General features: G+C 66.7%; 10 protein-coding genes. 9 read left to right on the top strand and 1 reads right to left on the bottom strand.

Annotated elements, in window-relative coordinates:
* The first annotated feature begins 270 nt into the window (after window positions 1-270).
* Both METUNV2_RS0110645 and METUNV2_RS0110640 read left to right on the top strand, forming a co-directional pair.
* Complete coding sequence (locus METUNV2_RS0110645) at window positions 271-16,407, top strand: leukotoxin LktA family filamentous adhesin (RefSeq protein WP_018229459.1); 16,137 nt, start codon at window positions 271-273, stop codon at window positions 16,405-16,407.
* Between the two features lie 59 nt (window positions 16,408-16,466).
* On the top strand, window positions 16,467-18,095 hold the full coding sequence (locus METUNV2_RS0110640) for a ShlB/FhaC/HecB family hemolysin secretion/activation protein (RefSeq protein ID WP_036271194.1): 1,629 nt from the start codon (window positions 16,467-16,469) through the stop codon (window positions 18,093-18,095).
* Window positions 18,096-18,149: 54 nt separating this feature from the next.
* Here the strand turns inward: METUNV2_RS0110640 and METUNV2_RS0110635 are convergent, their stop codons facing one another.
* Window positions 18,150-19,400, bottom strand: coding sequence for a type VI secretion system tube protein Hcp (locus METUNV2_RS0110635; RefSeq protein WP_018229457.1), 1,251 nt, complete (start codon window positions 19,398-19,400; stop codon window positions 18,150-18,152).
* Between the two features lie 496 nt (window positions 19,401-19,896).
* Between METUNV2_RS0110635 and METUNV2_RS0110630 the strand changes: the two genes are divergently transcribed.
* From METUNV2_RS0110630 to METUNV2_RS0110600, 7 genes are all read left to right on the top strand, one after another.
* Window positions 19,897-20,595: a CoA transferase subunit A gene (locus tag METUNV2_RS0110630; RefSeq protein WP_018229456.1), complete on the top strand. Its 699-nt coding sequence runs from the start codon at window positions 19,897-19,899 to the stop codon at window positions 20,593-20,595.
* A gap of 1 nt (window position 20,596) precedes the next feature.
* A complete protein-coding gene (locus METUNV2_RS0110625) occupies window positions 20,597-21,244 on the top strand; it encodes a 3-oxoacid CoA-transferase subunit B (RefSeq protein WP_018229455.1) in 648 nt (215 codons plus the stop codon).
* A gap of 29 nt (window positions 21,245-21,273) precedes the next feature.
* A complete protein-coding gene (locus METUNV2_RS0110620) occupies window positions 21,274-21,678 on the top strand; it encodes a hypothetical protein (RefSeq protein WP_018229454.1) in 405 nt (134 codons plus the stop codon).
* Window positions 21,675-22,271 carry a peroxiredoxin gene (locus METUNV2_RS0110615; RefSeq protein WP_018229453.1) on the top strand — a complete coding sequence of 199 codons (597 nt, stop codon included), beginning with the start codon at window positions 21,675-21,677 and terminating at the stop codon, window positions 22,269-22,271. Before METUNV2_RS0110620 ends, METUNV2_RS0110615 begins: the two co-directional genes overlap by 4 nt.
* 23 nt (window positions 22,272-22,294) lie before the next feature.
* Entirely contained in the window at window positions 22,295-22,924 is a 630-nt protein-coding gene (locus METUNV2_RS0110610) for a glutathione S-transferase family protein (RefSeq protein WP_018229452.1), read from the top strand.
* 58 nt (window positions 22,925-22,982) lie between these two features.
* Window positions 22,983-23,603 carry a glutathione S-transferase family protein gene (locus METUNV2_RS0110605; RefSeq protein ID WP_018229451.1) on the top strand — a complete coding sequence of 207 codons (621 nt, stop codon included), beginning with the start codon at window positions 22,983-22,985 and terminating at the stop codon, window positions 23,601-23,603.
* Between the two features lie 705 nt (window positions 23,604-24,308).
* Entirely contained in the window at window positions 24,309-26,456 is a 2,148-nt protein-coding gene (locus METUNV2_RS0110600; RefSeq protein ID WP_018229450.1) for a hydantoinase/oxoprolinase family protein, read from the top strand.
* Window positions 26,457-26,459 lie beyond the last annotated feature (3 nt).

Below are 26,459 nucleotides of genomic sequence, written 5' to 3'. Positions count from 1 at the left end.
CCACCTGGACGCCTTTCTACGCGCATCTGCGTATTTACGCGCCGCCGGCGCGCGCGCTCCAATGTCACGATTCATGGCATGCGCCGGCACTGCGCTCGTCCCGCCCCGGGGCGGACCGCCCCGACCCCGTCCTGCGCCTGCCCGTGAGCGATGACCGCATCGGTTGCAGCGGATGCTGTTCTTGTTCAGGAAATACACCTAGATTACTGTAAGACAAATTCTTACAAATCGAAGGACGCGCCATGCGTCCCGATGCCCAGGGAACACACCATGAAGCCCCGTCGCCCGCGCCCCGCCTCGCTCCATCGTCACCGCTTGCATCGACTGACCGAAGCGCTGCGCGCGCCACGCTGCCTGGCCGCCGGCCTGGCCGGGCTGCCGCTGCTGATGTCGCCCTCGGCCTGGTCGCAGGCGATACAGGCCGATGGCCGTACCGCGACCACGGTCACCACCGCCGGATCGGTCACCGATATCCGGACCGGTACGGTGTCGGGCAACACCGGCTTCAACTCCTTCCGAAACTTCAGCGTCAATGCCGGCCAGACCGCCAATCTGCACGTGCCGACCGGCGCGCTGAATCTGGTCAACATCGTCCGTGACAGCCGCACCGACATCGACGGCACGCTGAACGCGATCCGCGACGGCCGCATCGGCGGCAATGTCTATTTCGCCAACCCGAACGGTTTCGTGGTCGGCGCCAGCGGCGTGGTCAATGTGGGCGCACTGTCGATCAGCACGCCCACCCGGGGCTTTGTCGACCGCTTCTTCAGCGCGCCGGGCGTGGTTGATGCCGGCGCACTGGGCGAACTGCTGAACGGCACGGCACCGCTGTCGTCGGCCGCCATCCGCATCGATGGCCGGGTGAATGCGATCGACGGCGTTGAACTGGCGGCCGGCACGGTCAGCGTGCGCGGCGCCATCCTGACTGGCGCCCGCTTCGAGGGCCGGGCGCCGGACTTCACCGACGTGGTCAATGCCCAGGGGCTGGCCAATGGCACCCGGGTGGTCGAGCGCGCCGGTCGCATATACATATCCGCTGACGAAGACATCGAGATCGCCGGCACGCTGGATGCGCGCGGCGCGGCCGGTGTGGATGGCGGCGACATCAGGCTGCGCGCCGGTCGTGATCTGGTCGCCGACGTGAATGCGCTGGTGACCGCGTCCGGTGACGGCGAGGCCTCGTCCGGCGGCCGCATCGACGCGCTGGCCCAGCGCAACGCGGTCATCCGCAGCGGTGCGGTGATGGACGCCAGCGCCGGTCGCAGCGGTGACGGCGGCTTCATCGAGTTTTCGGCGAAGGACACGGTGGAACTGGCCGGCGGCCAGTTCTACGCCGACGGACGTGGCGGCGGTGCTGCCGGCCATGTGCTGATCGACCCGGCCAACATCCTGCTCAGCGCCAACCTGGTACGCGGTGCCGGCGGCTACGGCACGCTGCCGGACGGCGCGAGCGCCGCCGGGGCCAATCTGGAACTGCTGGCCACGAACAGCATTACGGTGAACGACAACATCGTGGTGTCCAGCCGACTGGTGGCCAGTGATCACGTCGGCGGGCAGTCGATCGGTCATTCCGGCAACATCACCTTCACCGCGCCCAACATCCTGCTGAAGTCCGGTTCCAAGGTGCTGGCGCACGCCAGCGGCAACTTGCCCAACGGCGACCCGATTCAGGGCGGCGACATCACCTTCACCACGCACAAGGCATCTGCGGTCAGCATTCTCGGCTACCGCGAGGCGAGCGCTTCGATCGAGCTGGACAACGCGACCGTGAAGGGCCGCAACGTCACGATGACCGCATCGACCGACGTGCAGAACCGCTGGCTGTTCGATGACGCCAGCTTCCAGCAGAACGCCACCAATTTCGCGACCGAAGGCGCGACCGGCCTGCTGGGCCTGGGCGCTTCGCTGCTCGGCATCAACATCGTGCATTCGCAGGCGGTCGGCACCGCGACCATCACGCTGAAGTCCGGTTCGCTGGTCGAAGCCACGCAGGACGTGACGCTGAAGGCGGACAACCTGACCTCGGCGGGCGCCGCGCCGGACACCGGCATCAGCGGGCCGGGCACCCTGGTCAATACGCCGCTCGGTCTGGGCGCGCTGTACGCGCGCAACAGCGCCGACGCCAAGGTCGAGGTGAAGTCCGGCGCCACGGTGCGGGCGAGCAACCTCACCGTACGCGCGAACAACGACGCCACGCTGGAGGCCTCGATCGAGGCGGCGGACCCGGGTGAGGACGCCAGTTCGCAGATGAGCTTCGCGATCGGTCTCACCTTTGCCGACGTGAAATCGAAGGCCACGGTTGAAGCCGGCGCCACGCTGCAGGTGTCCGGTGATGTGACGGTGGCGGCCACCAACCGGAACGCATTCACCAATTCGGTGACCGCCTCGCTGGGCAACAGCGGCAAGGCCGCCGCCGCGATCGCGGTGAGCGAACTGAGCAGCTCGGCCACCGCCGCGCTGAACGCCAATGTGTCGGACGCGACCTCGGTCAAGGTGATCGCGGTCAATGACAACACGACCAATGCCACCACCGCCGAAGCCAAGGTGGGCACCACGCTGAACCAGGCCATCCTGGAAGCGGCGAAGGAAAAGGCCAAGCCGCTCACCGACACCTCCGGCTTCATCGAGGAAAAGCTGTGGGAGAAGGTGCTGGGTGGCGCCGAGGTCGACAGCAAGGCGACCAAGCCGCAATCCACCGCGCTGCGCATCGGCGGCGCCATCGCCTGGGTAGACAGCGATGCCACCGCCAGCGCAAGCATCGGGCCGAACGCCCGGGTGCATGCGTCGGACAGCGCGGTCGTGGCGGCGCGCACGCTGGGCAGCGACATCCAGGTGATGGCCGACGCGTCGGCGGTGTCGCAGTCCAAGCAGAGCGCCACCGGCAATACCGCGCGCAACACCTTCTCGGCCGGCATCGCCATCGGCAAGTTCTCGCACGACGCGCTGGCCACCATAGGCCGCGGTGCCACCGTGACCGCACCGCGCATCGCGGTGGCGTCCGACGTCATCATTCCGGTGCGTGAAACCCTGATCACCGGTGGCAGCTTCACCCGCTGGGACGGCCTGTCCACGGTGAAGGACTGGTTCAACGACCTGACCGGCATTCTGGACGTGTTCAATGGCGCGTCGTCGGCGAAGTCGACTTCGGACAATTCGAACAACTCGATCGCCGCCGCCGGCTCGTTCAGCCTGCTGCAGTTCGACCACGCAGCGAAGACCGAGGTGCAGGAGTCGGCGAAGCTGAATCTGACCGGCAGCCAGACCGGCGCATGGACCGCGCAGTACGAAACGGTGGCCGACGACACCTCGACCAGCGGCGAGAACGAACAGGTGCTGCAGGAATGGGCTTTCTCGGCGCCGGCCGATCTGAGCGCGCGGCGCGACGTGACCCTGCTGTTCCACGGCGGTCACTTCCTGCCGGGCAGTGCCGGCGGCGGCAGCGGCAGCAAGGGTCTGGGCATGGCCTACACCCAGGAAATCCTGAATGGCGACAGCCTGGTGTTCGTGCGCGAAGGCGCGGCCATCCAGGGCGTGACCGAAAGCAGCAGCGGCACCACGGCCGGTCAGCGCAGCTACACGGTGACCGCCACCCGCGCCACCGACGAAATCGCGATTGCCGCCGAGGGCAAGGATCTGGTCATTTCGCTGGCCACGCTGGCCGGCTATGGCGCCAGCTTCGGCATCAGCGGCTCGGTGTCCATCGTAGAAGTGACCAACCGCACCCGCGCACTGGTCGATGACGAAGCGACGCTGCGCGCCGGCACGCTGTCGATCACCGCGCTTGACGAACCGGTGCTGTGGTCCATCGCCGGCGGCTTCAACAAGGGCGAATCGGCCGGTGTCGGCGTGGGCATCGCCTACAACGGCGTCAGCGGCACGACCGAAGCGCTGGTGGGCGACAACGACAGCGTGGCGCTGGACGACGGCGGCAGCCGTAGCAGCCAGGTTGCGCTGACCAATGCGGTCATCCAGGCTGGCGACGTGACGGTCGAGGCGCGTGCCAGCGGTCGCATGGAGGCGATCGCGGTGACCGGCGCAGTGGCCACCAGCGACAGTTCCAGCAGTTCCGGCGGCTTCTTCGGCAGCATCAAGAACAAGTACGACGAAGTGCAGGGCAAGCTCGCGCGCATCGTCGATCTGAAGCCGACCAGCGCGTCCAGCCAGGGCAATACCAGCAGCCAGGGCAGCCAGTCCAAGCCCAGCTTCGGTCTGGCCGGCGCCGGCAGCGCGGCGGTCAATGACGTGACCCTGGTCACCCGCGCGAAGCTCGCCGGCGTGAAGGTGGAACAGGGCGACGGCAGCCCGGCCCAGCTCACGGTGCGCGGCGTGTCCGACCTGGACATCGTGACCGCCTCCGGTGCGGCCGCCTTCACCCGTGCCAACAACCCGAGCCAGAACAAGTCGGCGGCGGTGACCGGCAGCGTGTCGGTGAACCTGATCGACAACACGGTCGAAGGCCTGATCGACAATGCGGAACTGGTCGATACCGGCGACGTGACCGTGCAGGCGCTGGCCGGCGGCGAACAGCTGTCGATCGCCATCGGCGTGGCGATCAACGCCAGTTCGCAGAGCCAGCAGAACTCGGTGTCGGCCACCGGTTCGCTGTCGCTGTCCATCATCGACAACACGGTGCGGGCGGCGCTGAATTCGACCGACCTGACCGGTGCCACCGGCAGCGGCCGCGATCTGGACGTGACCGCCTATAACCGCATGTTCATCGGCACCGGCGGCGGCACGCTGGCCATCGGCGGCAAGACCGGCGCTGGTGGCGCGGTTACCTATTCCGATGTCGCCAACATCGTGACCGCGGAAATCGCCAGCGGCTCGGCGGTGAGCGGTGTCGATACGGTGAAGGTGCGCGGCTTCAATGCGACCGAAATCGGCGCCGGTGCGGCGCACGGCCAGGCTTCGGCGTCGAACAACGCGAATGCGGTGGGCGGCGCGGTGGTGATTACCGAAATCGAGAACGACACCACCGCCCGCATCAGCGGCCTGTCCTCGGTCACCGCGACCACGTCGGTCGATGTGCTGGCGCAGGACCGCGGTGCCGAAGCGGGGCTGGAAGACATCATCGAGCCGGGCACCCGGCGCGAGAATACCGCCAAGGGGCTGGACTACTGCGGCCGCAGCGGCGCGGGCGCCACGCCCACCGGCAACTGCATCACCTCGGTGGCCGGCGTGCTGCAGGTAAATATCGGCAGCAACAGCAACAGCGTCGGTGGCTCGTTCAACTGGAGCTCAATCGACAACGACCTCACCGCCAAGGTGGAAGATTCCAAGGTCGATGTGACCTCGAGCACCGGCCGGCTGAACGTGAAGGCCGAATCCGACGTGCTCATCACCTCGATCGCGGTCGGCGTGGGCGTGTCGAGCAAGGTGTCCGGTGTCGGCTCGGTGGCGGTCAATTTCATCGACAACGATCTGGTGGCCGGCATCAGCGCGCCGCAGCAGAACGGTGCTTTCGACGACGTAAAGGCGTCGGCGGTGACGGTGCAGGCCTCCGACCGCTCGCGCATCGATACGCTGGCCGGCGGTTTCGCCGCCAGCATGAACAGCGTGGCCATCGGCGCCTCGGTCACCTATGCCGAAATATTCAACACGGTGCAGGCGCAGATCGACCGCGCCCATGTCGACGCAGCGGCCACGCTGAACCTGACCGCGTCGTCCGACGCGCGCATCCGCAGTCTGGCGGTGGCCGGCGGGCTGGCGCTGGGCGGTTCGCCGGCGGTCAGTGCGTCGATCGCGGTCAATTTCATCGGCAACACCACCGAAGCGACGGTGGATGACGCATTGATCGAAGACAGCGCGACCGGCGCAGCCAACGGCAATGCGGTCACCATTTCGGCCGCCGACCGTTCGACGCTGCAGTCGCTGGCCGGTGCGGTGGCGATCGGCATCGGCCAGAACGCGGTGGGTGCTGCCTTCGGCTACAACAAGATCGGCAACCATACCCTCTCTTCGGTCGAGAACTCGACCGTGCGCAGCGCCGACACGCTGACACTGACTGCCACCGAAGCCTCCACCATCGAGACGCTGGCGCTGGCTGCGGGCGGCGCGCAGACCGTCGCGCTGTCCGGCTCGGTCACCGTGAACCACATCGGCAAGTACGCCGGTGACAGCAATTCGGGCGGCGAGGGCGGCAATGTCACGACCGCCGAAATCGTCGGCAGCACGCTGGAGAACACCGGTAACGACTCGGTCATTTCACTGACCGCCGCAGACACCTCCACCATCAAGTCGCTGGCCGGTGCGGCGGCCTTCTCCGGCAATACCGCGGTGGGCGGTGCGGTGGGCGACAACTGGGTGCGCAATACCGCGAAGGCGCGGGTGCACGACAGCGACATCACCGGCGCGAGTTCGCTTACGCTGGGCGGCAGTAACAGTTCGCTCATCCAGTCCGGCTCGGTCGCCGGTGCGGGTGCGGCCACCGGCGCCTTTGCCGGTTCGGCATCGAGCAATCGCACCGACAACCGTACGGTGGCCGAAATCACCGACTCCGACATCGGCGGCGGCACGGCCGCGGTGACCGTGAATGCGACCGACACCGCGCGCATCGATGCGCTGGCGGGGGCGGTGGGCATCAGCGGTTCGGCCGGCGTGGGCGCAGCGCTGGCGGTGAACAAGATCGCCAATTCCACCCATGCCACGGTGTCCGGTCTGAAGAATTCAGGCTTCGATGTTTCCAATCTCGTGCTCAGCGCCGATTCGCTGGCCGCCATCCGTACCCTCGCGGTCGGCGTCGGTGGCGGCGTTGATGTCGGCGTCGGCGGTTCGGTGGCGATCAACCTGATCAATTCCGACACCCGGGCGGTGATCGAGGGCGGCGCCGACATCGAGGCACGCGACAACGTCGCGGTACTGGCGGAGTCGGACGACAAGATCACGCTGATGGCAGGCGCGGTGGGCATCGGCATCAGTGCGGCCGGCGTCGGCGCGGCGGTGACCGTGAACGAGATCGGCGGCGCCACCGAAGCGGCCATCCGCGACAGCGCGGTCGCTGCGCGTGCGCAGCAGGGCAACGGCGTCAGCGTGAATACCGGCGAAATCGCCGGCGTGAATCTGAAGGCGTCGGTGGACAAGATGAATGCCGGTGGCGGTGGCTATTCGTCGAGCGACCCCTTCACCGCGCCGGACCTCACCGCCAACCGGGCGAAGGAGAACGTGCGTGGCATCGCGGTCAATGCGATGTCCACCCACCAGACCACCACCGGCGTGGCCAACGTGGCCGGCGGCACCTTCGCCGGTGTGGCGGCCACGGTGAGCGTGAACATCATCGGCGGCGATACCTCGGCCACGGTGAGCAATGCGGTGCTCAACGGCGGCGACAACAGTGCCGCGTCGAGCGCCCAGGCGGTACGGATCAAGGCGGCGGATCACGCTTACGGCAATACCTTCATCGGCTCGATCGCGGTCGGTGCGGCGGGCGTCGGCGCGTCGGCCGACATCAACGTGTTCCAGCGCAACACCACCGCTTCGGTCAGCGGCAGCGCTACCGAGATCGACGCCAAGGGCGGGGCCACCGTCAAGGCGCGCTCGACCCAGGGGGTGACCTCCATCGTGGTGGGGGCGTCCGGCGGCGTGGTCGGTGTGGTGGGCAGTGGCTCGGTAGCCAAGTTCGTCAGCCGCACCGAAGCGACCTCCGACGACGCGGTGTGGCGGGTCGGTGCGCTCGACGTGTCGGCCAGCCACGATTCGAAGTTCTTCGTCGCCGGCGGTGCGCTGGCACTCGGCGGTGTCGCCGGTGCCGGTACTTTCGCGGTCGGCCTGGACACCAGCCAGACCGAAGCCCACATCGACGGCGGCAGCGTGGACGCCGACGGCGCGGTGAACGTGACCGCGGCCAACACCGCGGAAATGCGCACCTGGGCCGTGGGCGGCGCCGGTGGCGGTACGGCCGGCGTGGCCGGCGCGGTCGCGGTGGGCATGATGGACAGCAGCACCAATGCCTATGTGAAGGGTGCCCGGGTCGGCAGTTCGGGCGACCGCTCCGGCAGCCTGACCGTGCGCGCCACCGATTCGGTGGTGACCGAGAGCCTGGCCGGCGTGGCCGCGGTGGGCGGCATCGCCGGCGCGGGTGCCGGCGCGTCGATCACCAAGATCGACAACACCACCTCGGCGACGATCGAGGACAGCAATGTTTACGTAACTGGCGCGGTCACGGTGGATGCCGATGCGTCGCGCACGCTGAACAACACCGCCGCGGCAGCGGCCGGTGGCGGCACGGTGGGCATCGGCGGTGCGGTGGCGGTGACCCTGGTCGGCGGCAGTCTGGGCAGCGATGCGGCCGGCGAAGTGAACAAGGACGGCAGCGGCACGCTGTCGAAGACCGACAGCTTTTCCAACGGCAACGCGCTGCGCACCGGTTCGTCGAGCGGCAACGTCAGCACCAGCGGCAATTTTTCGGACAGCGACATCAGCCGCGTCAACGCCTCGGGCAAGGTGGCCACCAGCAGCCGCATCAATGGCGGCCCGACCGGATCGACCACTGCCGGCATCCGCGACACCGACGGCGTGGCGGACACGATTTCCGCCGGTGGCAACGTCAAGGTGAGCGCACGTGAGCGCGATGCCATCGACGTGCTGGCCGGCGGTCTGGCGATAGGTGGCGTGGCCGGTGTTGGCGCCTCGGTGTCGGTGCTGGACGTGAGTCACCGGGTCGATGCCGACGTGAGCGGCCTGACCACGGTCAGTTCCAGTGGTGCGGTCGAGATCACGGCCAGCACCGGCAATCTGATCGATGGACGTGATGCGGCGCGCGCCAAGAGTTATCAGGCGGCCGGCGGTCTGGTGGGTCTGGGTGCGGCGGTGGCTACCGCCGGACTGGACAACCGGGTGAGCGCCACGGTCGGACGCGGCGTCACCCTCAATGCCACGTCGACCGGCGGTGCGATCACGGTCAGCGCCAGCGACAGTTCGTCGGTCAGCAGTCACGCAGAAGGCTATGCGGTGGGCGCGGTAGCGGCCGGCATCGTGGTGTCGACCGCCACCAAGACAGGTCAGGTCACCGCCGACATCGCCGATCTGGATGCCCGACTGAACGCGGTCACCTCGATGAACTGGGGGTCCGGCGCCTTCACGCTGCAGGCCACGCGCAGCGGCGGGGTCGACGCCTTCGCGCGTGCCGGTGCCGGTGGCGTGCTTGCCGGCGCCGGCAGCGGCGCCATCGCCAGCGACACCGGTACGGTACGCGCGCGCGTCGGCGAGGACACGCGCCTCATCGGCGGCGGCGCGGCCGCGGTCAATGCCTCGGCCTCGCCCCGCGTGAATGCCAAGGCGGAAGGTTTCGGCGGCTCCATCATCGCCTATGCCGGCGTATCGGTGGCCGAAGCCACTTCGACCTCGACCGTCGATGCCGCGGTGCATGGGCAGCGGGTCGAAGCGTCAGGCCTCACGGTGTCAGCGTCGCAGTACCTGGCTCCGGGCCAGGTGACCGCTCATTCCGACGCCCAGGCTTCGGGCGGCGGCCTGCTGCTGGGCGTGACCGCGACCGAGAGCACGGCGGTCAGCACCTCTACCGTGCGCTCGGCCATTGCGTCGGGCACCGAACTCGACGTCGGTGGCACCACCAAGGTGGCGGCGGTCAATGACACCCGTCAGCGCGCGGAAGTGTCCGGCGTGGTGCTGGGTTTCCTCGCCGCCGGTTCGAACGACGCCGATGCCAACTCCACCTCGACCACGCAGGCCAGCGTGGCCAACGGGGTGACCGGCTCGGCCGGCAGCCGGCTGGAGGTGTTCGCCACCGGCAGCGCCGACAATCTGTCGGATGCCGAATCCGGTTCCGGCGGCATTCTGGCCGGTGCAGGTGCGACCGCAGACACCCGCACCATCGCGACCACCGCAGCCACGCTGGGAGGCGGCAATGCCTCGGGGGCGCTCGATGCCGACGCCATCCAGGTGAAGGCCGAACACCGCGCCCAGTGGAACGGCGCGGTCGACACGGTGCAGGCAGCGCTGGCCGGCGCCAGCGGCGCCACCTCGTCGAACGTGGTGGTGTCGAACGTGGATGCACAGATCGCCGCCAGCGCGAAGCTGAGTACCCGCGATCTCGACGTGCTGGCGAAAAACGTGTCGTACAAGCCGCTGCTGGCCGGCAATGTGTTCAATGCATACGCCGGTACCGGCGGCCTCATTTCGGGTGCGGCGGCCGGCTCGTACAGCCTGATCACGAACAACACCCGCGCCGGCATCGGCGCTGGCGCCGAGGTGAATGTCACCGGCGACATCGACAACCCGGGGCGTACCCGGGTGGTGGCGGTAAACCAGCTCGATCTGTACGACCGCACCAAGCTGGACACCGGCGGCGCAATCGCGATCGCGCAGGCGGAGTCGTCCATCATCGCCAACAACCTGGCCGAAGTGACGCTGGGCGAAGACGCGCAGCTGGATTCGGTGGGCGACGTGCATTTCGGCTCGCGCACCGACGCCGACCTGCAGACCAGCGCCAACGCGCGTACCTACGGTCTGGCCGGCGCGGCCATGGGTACCTCGACCACCGTGCTGAACTACAGCAACCGCACGGTCATCGGCGCCCGCGCCGACATCCGCGCCGACGGTGAAATCAACCTGCAGGCCGGCCGTGATGCCGACGGCGTGTCCAATGACATCAACGCGCGCGCCCGCACTGACCTGTACAACAAGACGCTGGCACCGATCATCGAATCGCAGCTGAAGGCGGACGCCGCGGTCGGTGCGATCAACTATGTGGAAGTCGCCACCGACGCGAAGGTGCGCGCAGTCGAGAACGTGAACCTGGGTGGCATCCGCGGCAACAACATTGCCGACGGCCAGGGCGTAGGCAAGGATCTGTGGCGCGAGGCCGCCGCCGCGGTGGCCAGCTTCTTCTCGAATCTGGTCGGTCAGGGCGACGTGTCGCTCGACCTTCACGGGGGTACCAGCACGGTCACCGGCAGCGCAGGCGTGCGGGTGAATGGTCTGGTCGATGCCGGCATCCAGAACAAGCAGCGGCTGGTGATCAACTACACCGGTGCCAACCCGAACAACATCTACGACGAGCGGAACATTTCGATCGGCGAAAAGACCGAGGGCGTGCGCTACACGATTTCGTCGGAAGACCGGGTGGCCAACCTGTTCAACGAAATCGCCCGCCTGACCACGCTGCGCGGCCAGTACGCCGGTGACGCCGCGTCCGAGGCGGCCTACGACAACGAGATCAACCGTGTCACCCAGCAGCTGCTGGACGACGGCCTCGCGACGCTGGAAACCGTGACCAACGCGCAGGGCGTGCGGGTGAGCCAGCTGGTGCCGCTCAACGCGGCGCCGGTCAAGTACATCAACGTGCAGAACGTGCTGGCGCGCGGCGGTGACATCAACGTCACCGGCGACTATCTGGTCGGCGGGTCCGCGGCGACGCTGAAGGCGCGCAAGGACACCGAGATCTACATCGACAACAACAGCCCCTTCTACCTGCGCACCGCCAAGCTCACCATCGCCGATACCGGCGGCAAGCTCACGATGAATGGCGCAACGATCGGGGGCAGCAGCAGCGGTGCCATCAATTCCGCGATCAACGCCCGCAACAGCAATGCGGGCGGCGGTTCGGCCGCCTTCGGCACGGTGCAGACCGCGGCCTCCGGCCCGACCCCGGTAATCGAGGTGCGCAACGACTACAACCCGCCGGCGGATCCGCGTGCCACCGTGTCCTTCGCCGCACCGGACATCCAGATGACCGGCAACGTGACCAACGTGACCGGCACGGTGAAGGTGAGCAATGCCAAGGGCAGCATCATCGTGCAGGGTCTGGGCAACCAGGCTGCGCCCACCATCATCGCCAATTCGCTGGACATCGCCGCCGGCAAGAACTTCGTCCAGAGCTATGTGAATGGCTTCTTCAATGTGGGCGGCGCGGCGATCGCGAAGGACCAGTTCGGCAACTTCGGTGGCGCCTGGGGCAGTGTGGCGGCCGAGAGCGAACGGCTGGCCGAGCTGGTACCGGTGACCACCAGCAGTTACGAGCGCTCGGTCAATACCGAACATCTGGCGGCGGGCCCGGGCGTGATCGCCGGCAACAACGTGTTCATCAGCGCGCGCTACCTCAATATCAACGGCACCGTGCAGGCCGGCATCGCCGACTGGAGCCTGACGCTGGGCAGCAATCTGGACAGCACCATCCGGGGCTTTGCCGCCGACTACGCGGCGAAGGTGGCGGCCGGTCGCAAGCCGGCCAGCGCCCTCTATACGCTGACCGAAACCGATAACCGGGCCGGCAAGATCGCCTCCAGCTACAACGCGGAAACCGGCCTGATCGAACTGGATGGCGTGAAGGTGCAGGGCGGCTACATGCAGCTGTTCGGCGAAGTGATCAGCACCGGTGGCGGCAACCTGAAGGTGGTCGATGGCTACGGCCGGGTCAACGTGACCAACAACACCGCCTACGGCCTGCAGATCAACGGCATCGATACCGGCAACAACATCGAGGGCAAGATCCGCATCACCGACACCGCCTACCGCTACAACGCGACCACCGGCACCATCGTCAGCAACCATCAGGCGGCAGGCTTCAATTCGATGCGGCCGGTGACCACCGAAATCACCCGCAACGGCAACAACATCCTGTTCGAACAGAAGGTGGTCGGCAGCAACGGCCGAGAAGTGACCATCGGCAGCCGCAGCGGCGGTAGCGGGCGGGCGACGACCTATGCCACGCTGCCCGGCCAGCGTTACGTGTTCACCACCGGTGATACCTTCGAAAAGATCGACGTCTACCAGGCCTACCAGGATTCGGCCATCGGCTTCATCCCGTCCGGCAGCGGGTCCTACGATTACGGCCCCTTCACCTCGGTGCGTCAGGGCGATCCGCTGCTGTCGGGTGAATATGTCGACCAGGCGGGCCAGACCAATCGTTACGAGTTCGACCTGACGCGCTACTCGACCAGTTCGCCCACCCGCGCCAGTCGCAAGACCTGGTCGGAGTGCATCGCCAGCAGCCCCGGCGTGTGCTGGGAACGCCGCTACTGGGTGGAAGACACCTGGGTGCAGGGCAAAAAGGACTTCAACGTGCATTCGCTGAAGGCCGACTACGCGATCAACGTGAACTTCCTCGGCTGGGATGCGAACTCGGCCGATGCCGGTGTCAACGTGACCAGCAAGGCCGGCATCACGCTGGTGGGCGGCATCAGCAACCTGGATCAGATCACCACGCTGACCAGCCAGCAGGGCAGCATCAACGCCGGCAGCGATTTCGGCGTGGTGAGTGGCAAGACGCTGCGCTTCAGTGCGGAAACCGGTATCGGCGGTGCGAATGCGCCGGTGCTGGTGAGCTTGCAGGACGGCGGTTCGGTGCGGGCCATCACGACCGGCGGCGATGTGGCGCTGAAGACGCTGGCCGGCGATCTGGTTATCGACAGCGTCAGCACCGGTGCCGGCAAGGTCAGCCTCGATGCCGAGCGCAGCGTGCTGCAGGCGGCGAGCACCCAGGGCAGCGCGGTGATCAGTGGCGACAGCATCAGCCTGCAGGCGCGCACCGGCAATATCGGCAGCGCCGCAGTACCGCTCAACCTGCAGACCGACGCGGTCGACGGCGGCGTGCTGAATGCCGAAGCCAGCGGCGACATCGCCATCCGCCACACCGGCAGCGGCGAGGTGCGCATCCAGCGCGTCGCCTCGTCCGGTGGCGACGTGACGCTGTTCGCCGGTGGCACGCTGATCGATGCCAATGCCAACGAAACCCGCGACACGCGTGCCGAATCGGAACTGCTGTCGCTGTGGGACAGCCTCAACCTGATCGACGATGGCAGCACCACTCGCGGCGCCGGCCTCAGCCGTGCCGACACGCTGGCTGCCTACAAGGCCCAGCAGGAGCGGGATTATTCGACCTACTGGCTGATGCGCAACAGCGGCAACATCCAGGGCGGTCGTTACGTCGCCACCGCCGGTGAGCGGCAGGCGCTGCCGCAGAGCGTGAGCGTCGCGAGCTACGAGGCACAGCGCACCGCCGAGTTCCAGCGTCTGCAGGGGCGTTTCGGCAACACCACGTTCGACCCCAACTACAGCTATCAGCTGAGCACCACCGAAACCGCGAACCTGTCGATCGGTTACGACTGGACCGCCAAGCAGCTCACCACCGCGCTGCCGTCCAGCGTGCTGTTCAAGAGCACGTCGGACACCGAGACGCGGATCGAAGAGGCCAACATTTCCGGCCGCCACATCCGCATAGACACCGCAGGCGGTCTGGGCAAGCTGTCAGGCTCGGTCGAAATCCCGGCCGACGCGACCACGCTGACCCCCACCCAGCGTCTGGCGCTGGCGGCGGCCGAGCCGGACGACATCAGCTTCGACGCTGTCCGCAACATGATCGTGGTGCTGCAGCGCGACGACATCGACATCGTCGGCACTGCCGGCCAGGCGGCGCAGAGCGTGCAGATCAATGCCGGTACCCATGCCTACCTCGGTTCGGAACAGGACATCAACATCGACCGCGTCGGTGCCGGCCAGGCGATACGCATCAAGGGTGGCGGCGGCATTTACGAGTACGCGCTGCGCGACACCAGTCGGGCGGCGATCAGCGGCGACAGCCTCATCCTCGAAGCATCGACCGGATCGGTCGGCCGCGACGGGCGCCCGCTGACGGTGGATATCGCCAATGCGCTCACCGTACGTTCCGGCAACGGCATCTGGCTGAACGGCATGGCGGGCAGCCACAACGCGACCGGCGGCCTGAATCTGCAGGAAGTCTTCGCTCGCGGCGACATCACGCTGGACAGCGACGGCAGCATCGCCGACGTGCGCGGCGGCAGCCGGCTGGTGGCGCTGCAGAGCCAGAACGGTGCGGTGAACCTGACGGCCGACGGTGACATCGGTGCCGACGGCAGCCCGCTGCGGCTCAGCGCGGCCGGTGTGGTGAGCGCCGATGCCGGCGGCGACGTGCATCTGGGCGCGGCCGCAACGGTGCCGGCTCCCGGCCTGCGTACCGATCTGCACATCGGTCACATCGATGCCGGCGGTGACGTTTCGGTCGCGGCGGAGCACGGAAACCTCACTGTGGATGGCGCCATCCGCTCGTCCGGCACGCTGGCGCTGAAGGCGGACGGCACGCTGAGCCAGGCGGCCGCCGATTTCACCGCGCCGGGCGACATCACGGTGGAAGCCGGTCGTTACATCATGGCCGACGGCGCACTGCTGCGCAGCGACAGCGGCACCATCGCGATCGACGCTCGTGGCGATGTGGTGGTCGGCCGCATCGAAGCGACGCAGAACGCGACCGCCAATGCGCTGCGCATTACCACCACCGGCCGCATTCTCGATGGCGGTGACATCGGCAGCTACGATCTGGTGGCCGCCACGCCGGGCGCCGGCGTCACGCTGGACGCCGCGGGTGGCGTCGGCAACGCGACCTGGAACAACGGCTCGCCGCGCGCGGTGCCGGATGCGCTGGAAACCGACATTGCGAAGATCGATGCGATCAGCACCGCAGGCGGCGTGCATCTGGACGAGCGTGACGGCATCGAGGTCGGCCGCATCGAGGTGCAGCAGGACGCCTGGCTGCGCGCCGGCGGCGACATCGAGCGCGGCACCGTGCGTGCCGAGCGCGGCAACATCGATCTGCTGTCCGCCGGCAAGGTGACCGTGGTCGATGCCACCGCGGTGGCCGGCAGCACCACGGTGCTGGCCGAGGGCGACATCCTGATGGACGCGGTGACTGCCGGCAACGGCGTGACGCTGGAGTCGGCCCAGGGCAGCGTAAGCGTGTCGCGCATCACCGGCGACATCCTGTCGCTGTCGGCGAAGAACGACCTGAATCTGGGCACGCTCAGCGTGGGCCGTTCGCTGTTCTTCAACTCGGAGGCGGTGACCGCGCGCATCGTGCATACCCGCAACGACGCACCGCTGGCCATGCGTGCAGTGGGCCGTCAGGGCGCGCCGGCACGCTGGGTGGATCTGACCATAGACAGCCCGGTGGGCGTGCGCTTCGACCGCTTCAACGTGCTCGATGCCGAAGTGACGATGGAAAACGGCTATCTGCGCATCGATCAGGGCCGGGTCGAGAACCGGGCGAACTTCTACAACCCGGTCACCCATGTCTATATGGACAACACCAGCACCGTGGTGCTGCCGGCGGATGTGCAGCTGCATCATCCGGACAGGACTTTCGCCAACATGCTGCTCGACCAGTGGAAGCTGGTGACCGACCCCTTCGTGGTGATGCGCGATCCGCTGCACGAGGTGGTCATGAACACCGTGCTCGATTACAGTGGCCGCGAGCAGTCGCGAGAGCTCATCGTCACCCGCGTCAATACGCCGGACAAGCAGTCGGCAGCCGGTCAGGTGCCGCAGATCGCCGCCATCTCGATCAATGTGCCGGTCGACATTCCGGCGGTGAATTCGGGCGACGACGAAAGCGAAGAAGAAGCCGAAGCCCGGCGTCGGGCGGAAGAGGAGAACGTGCAGTGACGGGGCGCAACAGGGCAGGACGCAGGGGGCTGCTGGCCGCATCGGCGTGCGGTGTGCTGATGGCGACACAGCCGGTTCTGGCGCAGGTCGTGCCGCAGCTACCGGCAGCGGTCGATCCGGGCGTGATACAGGAGCGTTCGCGCGACATCGAACGGCGGCTGCGCGAAGAGCGCGAGCGCCGGCCGGACGACGCTCCGGCCATCGACGACGAGGCGCTGAAGCCGGCACCCGCACGGCCGGCCGCGGCCGGTGTGCGCTTCCAGCTGAATCGCATCGATTTCACCCGATCGGAACTGCTGACCGAACAGACCTTGCGCGAACTGGCCGCAACGCTGGAAGGGCGCGAGGTGTCGCTGGCCGAAGTGCAGGCGGTGGTGGACCGCATCAATGCGCTGTACCGCGAGCGCGGCGTACCGACCGCGCAGGCGGTGCTGCCGGCGCAGGACGTGACCGACGGCGCGGTGACCATCAAGCTGGTGGAAGGGCGGGTCGGCCAGATCCTGCTCGAAGGCAATGACAGCACCTCGGCCGACTTCATCCGCGCACGGCTGGGCCAGTCGCCGGGCGAACTGGCCGACGTCGGTGAGCTTGAGCGCCGCATGCTGCGCTTCAACCGCAGTCAGGACGTGCAGCTGAGGGCCGAACTGAAACCGGGCGCACGCTTCGGCGAAACCGACTATGCGCTGTCGGTGAAAGAACCGCCGAAACATGAAATGCGGCTGTTTTCCGACAGCAGCGGCAGTCCGGCGACCGGCGTCTATCGTCTGGGCGCCTTTTACCAGAACCGCAGTCTGCTCGGCTTCCGCGATGCGCTGGGCGTGACGCTGGTGGGTGCCGATGGTCATGAGGGCAGGGCGCTGTCGTACAGCTTCCCGCTCGGCACGCTGGGCACCCGGCTCACGCTGTCGTGGTTCAACGACCGCACGGAAATCGTGAAAGGCCCGTTCGCACCGCTGAACATCCGCGGCGAATCCACTGCCTGGACCGCGCTGCTGCGGCATCCGCTGCTGCTGGGGTCGAACTACCAGCTGGATCTGACCGGCGGCGCCAAGACCCGCAAGACCGAAAGCTGGATTTCCGGCCGACTGTTCCAGTCCACCGACATCGATGACCTGTCGGTGGGCGTGGATGGGCAGTGGTGGGAAAAGGACCGCATCTGGAACGCCTCGCTGGTCTACTCGAATGGCAAGGCGCAGGCGATTTCCGACATCGTGAGCAGCTCGTTCGCGATCTGGCGCGGCCAGGTGCGCCGGGTGCAGGACTTCGGCGACGGCTGGTCAGTGCAGAACGCAGTCACCTTCCAGTACTCGGGCGACCGGAATCTCACGTCCAGCGAACAGTTCCTGATCGGTGGCGAAGGCAGCGTGCGTGGCTACCAGACCGGCCTGTTCAGCGGCGACAAGGGGCTGACCGCCTCGGTTGAACTGCATCACCCGCTGCCGCAGCCGCCTGTCGTGCCGGTGCGCACCAGCGGCTTCGCCTTCATCGATTACGGTGCCACCCAGCCCTTCCGGCCGGTGGGTTCGACCCGTGGCACCGACACGCTGGCCAGCTATGGCTGGGGCGTGAACGCCAACATCAACGACCGGGTGCAGGCGCGCCTGACGCTGGGGCTGCCGCTGCGCGACCGCATTCAGGAACCGCGCGGCTACTACGTGCACTTCCAGCTGGTGGCGCAGGTATTCTGAGGCACTGCATTCCGCGCCTCGCGGGGCGCGGAATGAAGCCGGGGTAGTCCGCGTTCAGGCCATCCGCCGTCTGCGCACCACGGTGGCCAGTACGCCGATGCCGGCCAGCATCATCAGCGCGGTCCGGGGTTCGGGTATCGGTGCCGGAGCCGTCGGCGGCGTGTCCGTGCTGCCGGAGGCAGCCAGGTACGCGAGGCCGTTTCCGAAGCGGGCTGCGTCCTTCAGCTGCAGCGCACCGATGCTCTTCATCGATTCGAGGTCATAGCCGGCGGAGGTCGATTCTCCGGGCAGGCCGTCTGTACCGATCTGCCATACCGTCTGCGAGAACTTCGAGAAGTTCAGCGTTTCCGAAACGTAGGGCAGGTCTCCGCCGGTCGACAGTGACAGGCTGCTGAACAACACATCTTCCAGCACCAGCCGCATGAAGGTGACCGGTTGACCGTTCTGACCGGACTGTACGTAGTCGATCACGGTCTGACCGATGGATTGCCCGCTGACCAGATTGTGGAAAACCACCGGCACGGTCTGATCGAAGGCCTGCGTGATCGTCAGCTCGCTGAGCGACGGCACACCCGGTCTAGCCTGTCCGGCGCCGTATGCGGCACCCACACCGAATTGCGCCGAGTCGATCCGTATCCAGTTCTCGTAGTTTTCCGCCCGGCTGGAACCGGCGATGGCCTTGTCGCCGCTGCCCAGGCGCATGTAGATGCCGGATGTGACCTTTTCCTGCGAGCCGTCTGCTGCAGCGGGAACGGCGCCCCGCAGCGTGCCCTTTCCTGTGACCAGATCGTATTCCGCAATCACTTTATCTCCCTTGTCCTGACCGAACGCGATCGGGTCATAGCTCATGCTGAAGCTGTTGTAAGCCTGAGATGCGCTGACTGACGTGTTGGCGAGCGATACGCCGGTGATCGCGACGTGCTTTGTTTCCAGTTGCAGATAGGGCTTGCCGGCGGTCTTCTGCTGCGCCGGGGCCACCAGGTCGATGGTTGATTTGTCAATGCTCTGGCGGCTGAGGAGCCTGTTCATCAGCAGCGGTACGCTGGTGTCGACATCCTGGCTCCAGACGATGTCACTGAAGCTCGGTCGGCTGACCTCGCGGTTTGCGCCGCCCACCGCTGACGAGATGCCGACGCCGACGCCCCACTGCACGCTCTGGAGGTCGATCCAGTCCTTGCGTTCGATGGTGTCCGAGGTGCCCGGAATCCCGGACAGATTCATGTAGATGCCGGCCTGGGCCGGACTGCCGAGCAGCAGGGCAAGCAGAGCAGTGAGCGCGGAGCGCCTGAGCAGATGCGGGTTCATTTCCTGACCTCCTGATTATCGTTGGGGTGATCGGAGGGCAGCGCCCCGGCGATCGGATGTCCTGCGCGCAACACCCGCACGATCCCACTTGCTTCGCCTGTATGCAACCGCCGGCAGACTGCGGATTCCGGCCGGTCGAAGCGCATGTTTGCGGCGCTCGGGTGGCGCCGAATTCCGCCCTCCGCCTGTTCATTTTCTGCCCTTGCGCCGCCTGTGTCCGGGCCGTAATGGTCCGGTCTCGCAATGGGGTATCCGGATGTCGACGCCGGTCGGCTGAAAGTCGGACCCGGTCGTCTGCCACGACGGACGATTTCCGGACTGCGCTGCGTGCGGGCTGCAGCATTCCGTTCGTGCATCGCCATGAAAACCCTTGTCCCGCATGCCTTCCGTTGTTGCTGCGATGCCGCAGAACGGCGTGGGCACGGGCTTTGCACTGCATGCCCGTACGCCGCACAGCCCGGTGCGGACAGGCAGCACGAGCACAAGGAGGAGGCAGATGAACAAGCGCTACCCGGACGCGAAAAGCGCGCTCAAGGGACTGCTGAAGGACGGACAGACGCTGGCGGTCGGCGGCTTCGGGCTGTGCGGCATACCGGAACAGCTGATCGACGCGGTCGCCGAGAGCGGCACGCATGACCTGACGGTGATCAGCAACAACGCGGGTGTCGATGGCATCGGGCTGGGCAAGCTGCTGGCCAACCGGCAGGTGCGGCGGATGATCGCGTCGTATGTCGGCGAGAACGAGGAATTCGAGCGTCAGCTGCTGTCGGGCGAACTGGATGTGGAACTGACGCCGCAGGGCACGCTGGCGGAAAAACTGCGTGCCGGCGGTGCCGGCATTCCGGCCTTCTACACCCGTACGGGTGTCGGTACCCCGGTGGCCGATGGCAAGGAAACGCGCGACTTCGGTGGCCAGCGCTATCTGCTGGAACACGCGCTGGTGGCCGATGTGTCGCTGGTGAAGGCGTGGAAGGCGGACGAAGCCGGCAATCTGGTGTTCCGCAAGACCGCGCGCAACTTCAATCCGATGATCGCTACCGCCGGCCGCACCACGGTGGTCGAGGTCGAGGAAATGGTGCCGACCGGCGCGCTGGACCCGGACCAGATCCATACGCCGGGCATTTTCGTGCAGCGGGTGATCGTCAATCCGACGCCGTCGCGGCACATCGAGAAACGCACCACGAGGAGCGCCTGACATGGCCTGGACCCGGGACGACATGGCGCGCCGCGCGGCGCGCGAACTGAAGGACGGTTACTACGTGAACCTGGGCATCGGCATGCCCACGCTGGTGGCCAACCACATTCCCGAAGGCATGGACGTGTGGCTGCAGTCGGAGAACGGCCTGCTCGGCATTGGCCCCTTTCCGACCGAGGACGAGGTCGACGCCGACCTGATCAATGCCGGCAAGCAGACGGTGAGCACGCTGCCCGGCAGCAGCTTCTTCAGCAGTGCCGATTCGTTCGGGATGATACGCGGTGGGCATATCGACCTCGCCATCCTCGGCGCGATGCAGGTGAGCGAGCGCGGCGACCTGGCGAACTGGATGATTCCGGGCAAGCTGGTGAAGGGCATGGGCGGCGCGATGGATCTGGTGGCCGGCGTGCGCCGTGTCATCGTCATGATGGAGCACTGCAGCCGCAGCGGTGAACACAAGATCCTGAAGCAGTGCGATCTGCCGCTGACCGGCGTTGGCGTGGTGAATCTCATCATCACCGACCTGTGCGTACTGGCGGTGACCGCCGACGGTCTGGAACTGCGGGAACTGGCGCCCGGCGTGAGCGTGGATGACGTGATCGCGCGCACCGGCGCGCCGGTCCATACCGCGCCGGTGGTGCTGTGCTGAGGGCGGCGGCCGCGGCGCCGGATGCCGCCATGCGCCGCAGCGCGCGCGCCACGCTGATGACGCTGCAGAAGCTGGTGCAGGGCTACGGCATTCCGCTGGGTCGGGTCGCCGCCTTCGAGGAACTGGGCATCATCCGCGCCGACGGTGCCGACCGCTACGCCTGCGACGACGATGACCGCCTCATCATCGCGGCCGCCGCGGTGCAGCTGGGTTTCACGCTGCGCGAACTGCGCGAGCTGATGGATCTGTACGACGAAACATCGCCGGCCCGACGCGCGCTGCCGCACTTCATGAAGCTGCTGGCGAGCTATCAGCGCCTGATGGCCTGGCGCCAGCCCGAGGGCTATGACCCGGCGCCGGCAGGGCGTCAGCACAAACCCTTCCGCGCCCGTCTTTTCCGTCCGGACATCGTTTCGAAGAAGGAGGCGACATGAGCACGCTGGTGGGGCAGACCGCGCCGGATTTCACCGAGAACGCGGTGTGGGGTGACAACGAGTTCCGTCCTTTCACGCTGTCCGACGGAAGAGGGCGTTACACGGTGCTGTTCTTCTATCCGCTGGACTTCACCTACGTCTGTCCGTCGGAACTGATCGCCTTCGAGCGGCGGATGGCGGAATTCGCGCGGCGCAATGTCGACGTGGTCGGCTGTTCCATCGACTCCGCCTACACCCATCTCGCCTGGAAGCGCACGTCCTATGCCGATGGCGGCGTCGGCCCGCTGAGCTATCCGCTGATCGCCGACATGACGCACGCGGTATCGCGCGCCTACGGCGTCGAGGGGCCGGCCGGCATTTCGCTGCGCGGCACCTTCCTGATCGACCGCGACGGCATCGTGCAGCACCAGATCGTGAACAACCTGGCGCTCGGTCGCGACATCGACGAACTGCTGCGGGTGATCGACGCGCTTCAGCACACCGAGCTGCATGGCGAGGTGTGCCCGGCCGGCTGGCAGCGCGGACGCAAGGCCATGACGCCGAGCGACCGCGGCGTGGCCGCCTATCTGGCCGAACACTCGGACATGTTGTGATGAGCCCCTGGGAGAACCGACACATGAAACTGTATGACTGGCACGCCGCACCGAACCCGAAGCGGGTACGCATGTTTCTCGCGGAGAAGGATCTGGACCTGAACATCGTCGAGGTGTCCGGCGAGAACCTGCGCCTGCGCGCCGACTACATCGAGAAATTCCCGCAGGCCATGGTGCCCATGCTGGAACTGCCGGACGGCCGCCAGATCGGCGAGTCGATGGCCATCTGCCGCTATCTGGAAGAACTGCACCCGGCGCCACCCATGCTCGGCCGCAATGCCTATGAGCGCGCCATTGTCGATATGTGGGAACGACGTGCTTTCGACGAAGGCATGATGGCCGCCGGCGAAGTGTTCCGTAACACCGCCGACGCCTTCCGCGACCGCGGCCTGCCGGGTTTCGCCTCGCCGGTGGCGCAGATTCCGGCGCTGGTCGAGCGTGGCCGCGAGCGCATCGGGCATTTCTTCCGCAAATTCGACCAGCAGCTGGGCAAGCACCGCTACGTGGCGGGCGAGCACTTCACCGTGGCCGACTGCACCACCTTCTGCAGCATCGAGTTTGCCGGCTGGTCAGACATCGGCATTCCGGCCGACTGTTCCAACCTGCTGCGCTGGCACCGTGAAGTGAGCGCGCGCCCGAGCGCGCGCGCCTGAAAACCGTCCGCGTGCGCCGCGGCCGGAACGCAAGAGCACTGCATCGGGGGATGCGCGAATGATCGACCTTTACGCTGCGCCGACGCCTGAGGGCTGGAAGGTTTCGATCGCACTCGAAGAGCTGCGCATCCCCTATGCGGTGCACCCGGCCAGCGCCTGCGAAGGGCCGGGGCTGACGCCGGATTTCCAGAGGGTGAGCCGCTGCGGCTGCGCACCCGTCATCATCGATCACGACGCCGACGGCTGCCGGATCAGCGACGCCGGCCCGGCCCTCATCTACCTCGCCGAACGTCACGGGCAGCTGATGCCGGCTGACGCCATCGGCCGTTCCCGCGTCATGCAGTGGCTCATGCTGCCGGTAGATGGCGCCGATCCGGCCCGGGCGGCCGACCCCAAGTCGGCACGTGCCGAAATGATCCGGCTGTTCACGCTGTTTGATCGCCGTCTGCGCGAAGCCGACTATCTGGCAGGCAGCTACAGCATTGCCGACATCGCTCACTGGTGCTGGATGCGCATGCATGCCTGGTCAGAGGTCGACATGCACGGCTTCGCATCGCTCGCGCACTGGCTGCAACGCATCGCCGTACGCGACGCTACCCGCCGCGGCCTGCATGCGCTGCCGGCATCCGGACGTCCGGTCGAACACGTGTGGCGGGTGAAGTCCATCCTGCTGCGCTGAAGGCTGCGCGCAGTCTGTCGCCACCCCTTGAGCGCGCCGCGCCCTGCTGCGACAGGGCGGCGGATCGCGGGTGATTTCCGTTCCACGGCAGCCATCGCGGCGGGGGCGCCGCTCCCACTGAAACGCGCAGGTCGTTGCAAGGTCGTGTGGGAGCGGCGCCCCCGCCGCGATAGGGCGATTGCTTACGCGCGGCCTCCGTTCCAGGGCTTCATCGCGGCGAGGCGCCGCACCCACCATTCCGTGCAGGTCGTCGCCAGGGCGTGTGGGAGCGGCGCCCCGCCGCGATCAGGCCTCCGATGACATGCGGCTTTCGATTCGAAATGGCGCTCCCGGCGAAGCACGCCTGTGCTCGCGAGGATTTGCTTGTGCCTGCATGCAGGTGTCTGTTGCGCCGCACCATTCCAATTCCTCTGAAACGACCGTCCGACGCGGGTTTCCGGACAGTCCGATCGCACTACGGTCGGTCTTTCCGATGCCGTCCGAATTCCATCCGTCCGATGCCTGAAGGGTCAAGATCGCCTGTACAGGTGAAATTTATTCGTCTTTTTAATCAGTTGTTTGCGCGCATCTTCACGCCCTGTGGACGCATTGGCACCGTCCTTGCACAAGAGGCTGTGTTCGATCGCGGCCAGATCGATCAGGAAACGCCGGCCCACCGGGGCCGGAGGCGAAGAGCAGGTGGACTATTCAAATGGAGACGTGGAGATGACGATCGATAATTCGTCGGTTCAGGTGCTGGGAATTGATGCAGGCGGCACCATGACCGACACCTTCTTTGTCCGTGCGGACGGCCGCTTCGTGGTCGGCAAGGCACAGAGCAATCCCGGGGACGAATCCCTGGCGATCTACAACTCGTCGGTCGATGCACTGGCGCACTGGGGCCGCGAAGTCGATGACGTGTACCCGGAGCTGGTGACCTGCGTGTACTCCGGCACCGCGATGCTGAACCGGGTGCTGATGCGCAAGGGCCTGGACGTCGGCCTGATCTGCAATCGCGGTTTCGAGCAGGTGCATTCGATGGGCCGCGCGCTGCAGAGCTACCTCGGCTACGCGCTGGAAGACCGCATCCACCTGAACACGCACCGCTATGACGAGCCGCTGGTGCCGGTGTCGCGTACCCGCGGCGTGACCGAGCGTACCGACGTGCAAGGCAAGGTGGTGATTCCGCTGCGCGAAGCCGAAGTGCGCAGCGCGGTGAAGGAACTGGTCGATGCCGGTTCCCAGGCCATCGTCATCTGCTTCCTGCAGTCGCACAAGAACGGCACCAGCGAACAGCGCGCCCGCGACATCGTGAAGGAAGAGCTGAAGAAGCTCGGTTCCAGCATCCCGGTCTTTGCCTCGGTGGATTACTACCCGCAGCGCAAGGAAAGCCACCGCATGAACACCACCATTCTCGAAGCGTATGGCGCTGAACCGTCGCGCGAGACGCTGAAGAAGGTGAGCGACCGCTTCAAGAAGCACGGCGGCAAGTTCGACCTGCGCGTGATGGCCACGCACGGCGGCACCATCAGCTGGAAGGCCAAGGAACTGGCCCGCACCATCGTGTCCGGCCCGATCGGCGGCGTGATCGGCTCCAAGCTGCTGGGCGAAGCGCTGGGTGACGAGAACATCGCCTGCTCGGACATCGGCGGTACCTCGTTCGACGTGGCGCTGATCACCAAGGGTTCGTTCGCCATCAAGTCCGATCCGGACATGGCCCGCCTGGTGCTGTCGCTGCCGCTGGTGGCGATGGACTCGGTCGGTGCCGGCGCCGGTTCCTTTGTTCGCCTGGATCCGTACTCGAAGTCGCTGAAGCTGGGTCCGGACAGCGCCGGCTACCGCGTCGGCACCTGCTGGCCGGAAAGCGGCCTGGACACGGTGTCGGTGTCGGACTGCCACGTCGTTCTGGGTTACCTGAACCCGAACAACTTCCTCGGCGGTGCGATCAAGCTCGACGTGCAGCGTGCGCGTGACCACATCAAGGCGCAGATCGCCGATCCGCTGGGCCTGTCGGTGGAAGACGCCGCCGCCGGCGTGATCGAACTGCTCGACCTGACGCTGTCGGAATACCTGCGCGCCAACATCAGCGCCAAGGGCTACAACCCGGCCGAGTTCACCTGCTTCTCCTACGGCGGTGCCGGCCCGGTTCACACCTACGGCTACACCGAAGGCGTCGGCTTCAAGGACGTCGTCGTACCGGCCTGGGCGGCCGGCTTCTCGGCCTTCGGCTGCGCCTGCGCCGACTTCGAATATCGCTACGACAAGTCGGTCGACCTCGGTGTCGCCCAGCTGGCCAGCGATGGCGACAAGGCAGCCGCATGCCAGACCCTGCAGGCTGCGTGGTCCGAGCTGGCGGGCAAGGTGATCGAAGAGTTCGTCATCAACGGCTTCAAGCCGGAAGACGTGATGCTCATCCCCGGCTACAAGATGCAGTACATGGGTCAGCTGAACGACCTGGAAATCATCTCGCCGGTGTCGACCGCTGCGACCGCGTCCGACTGGGACAAGATCGTCGAAGCCTTCGAAAACACCTACGGCCGCGTCTATGCGAGCTCCGCACGTTCGCCGGAACTGGGCTTCTCGGCCACCGGCGCAATCATGCGCGGCACCGTGGTGACGCAGAAGCCGGTGCTGCCGGAAGACCCGGACTGCGGCCCGACGCCGCCGCCGGAAGCGCGCATCGGTACCCGCCCGTTCTATCGCCACAAGAAGTGGGTCGATGCGGTGATCTGGAAGATGGAAGCGCTGAAGTCGGGCAACCACATCGTCGGCCCCGCCATCATCGAATCGGATGCGACCACCTTCGTTGTGCCGGACGGCTTCGAGACCTTCGTCGACAAGCACCGCCTGTTCCATCTCAAAGAAGTCAAGTGAGGA

It is taken from the genome of Methyloversatilis universalis EHg5, assembly GCF_000378945.1.
In the GTDB taxonomy this organism is placed as follows: domain Bacteria; phylum Pseudomonadota; class Gammaproteobacteria; order Burkholderiales; family Rhodocyclaceae; genus Methyloversatilis; species Methyloversatilis universalis_A.
Note: the sequence above shows the minus strand (reverse complement) of the source record. Positions and strands in the feature narration are given on the sequence as shown.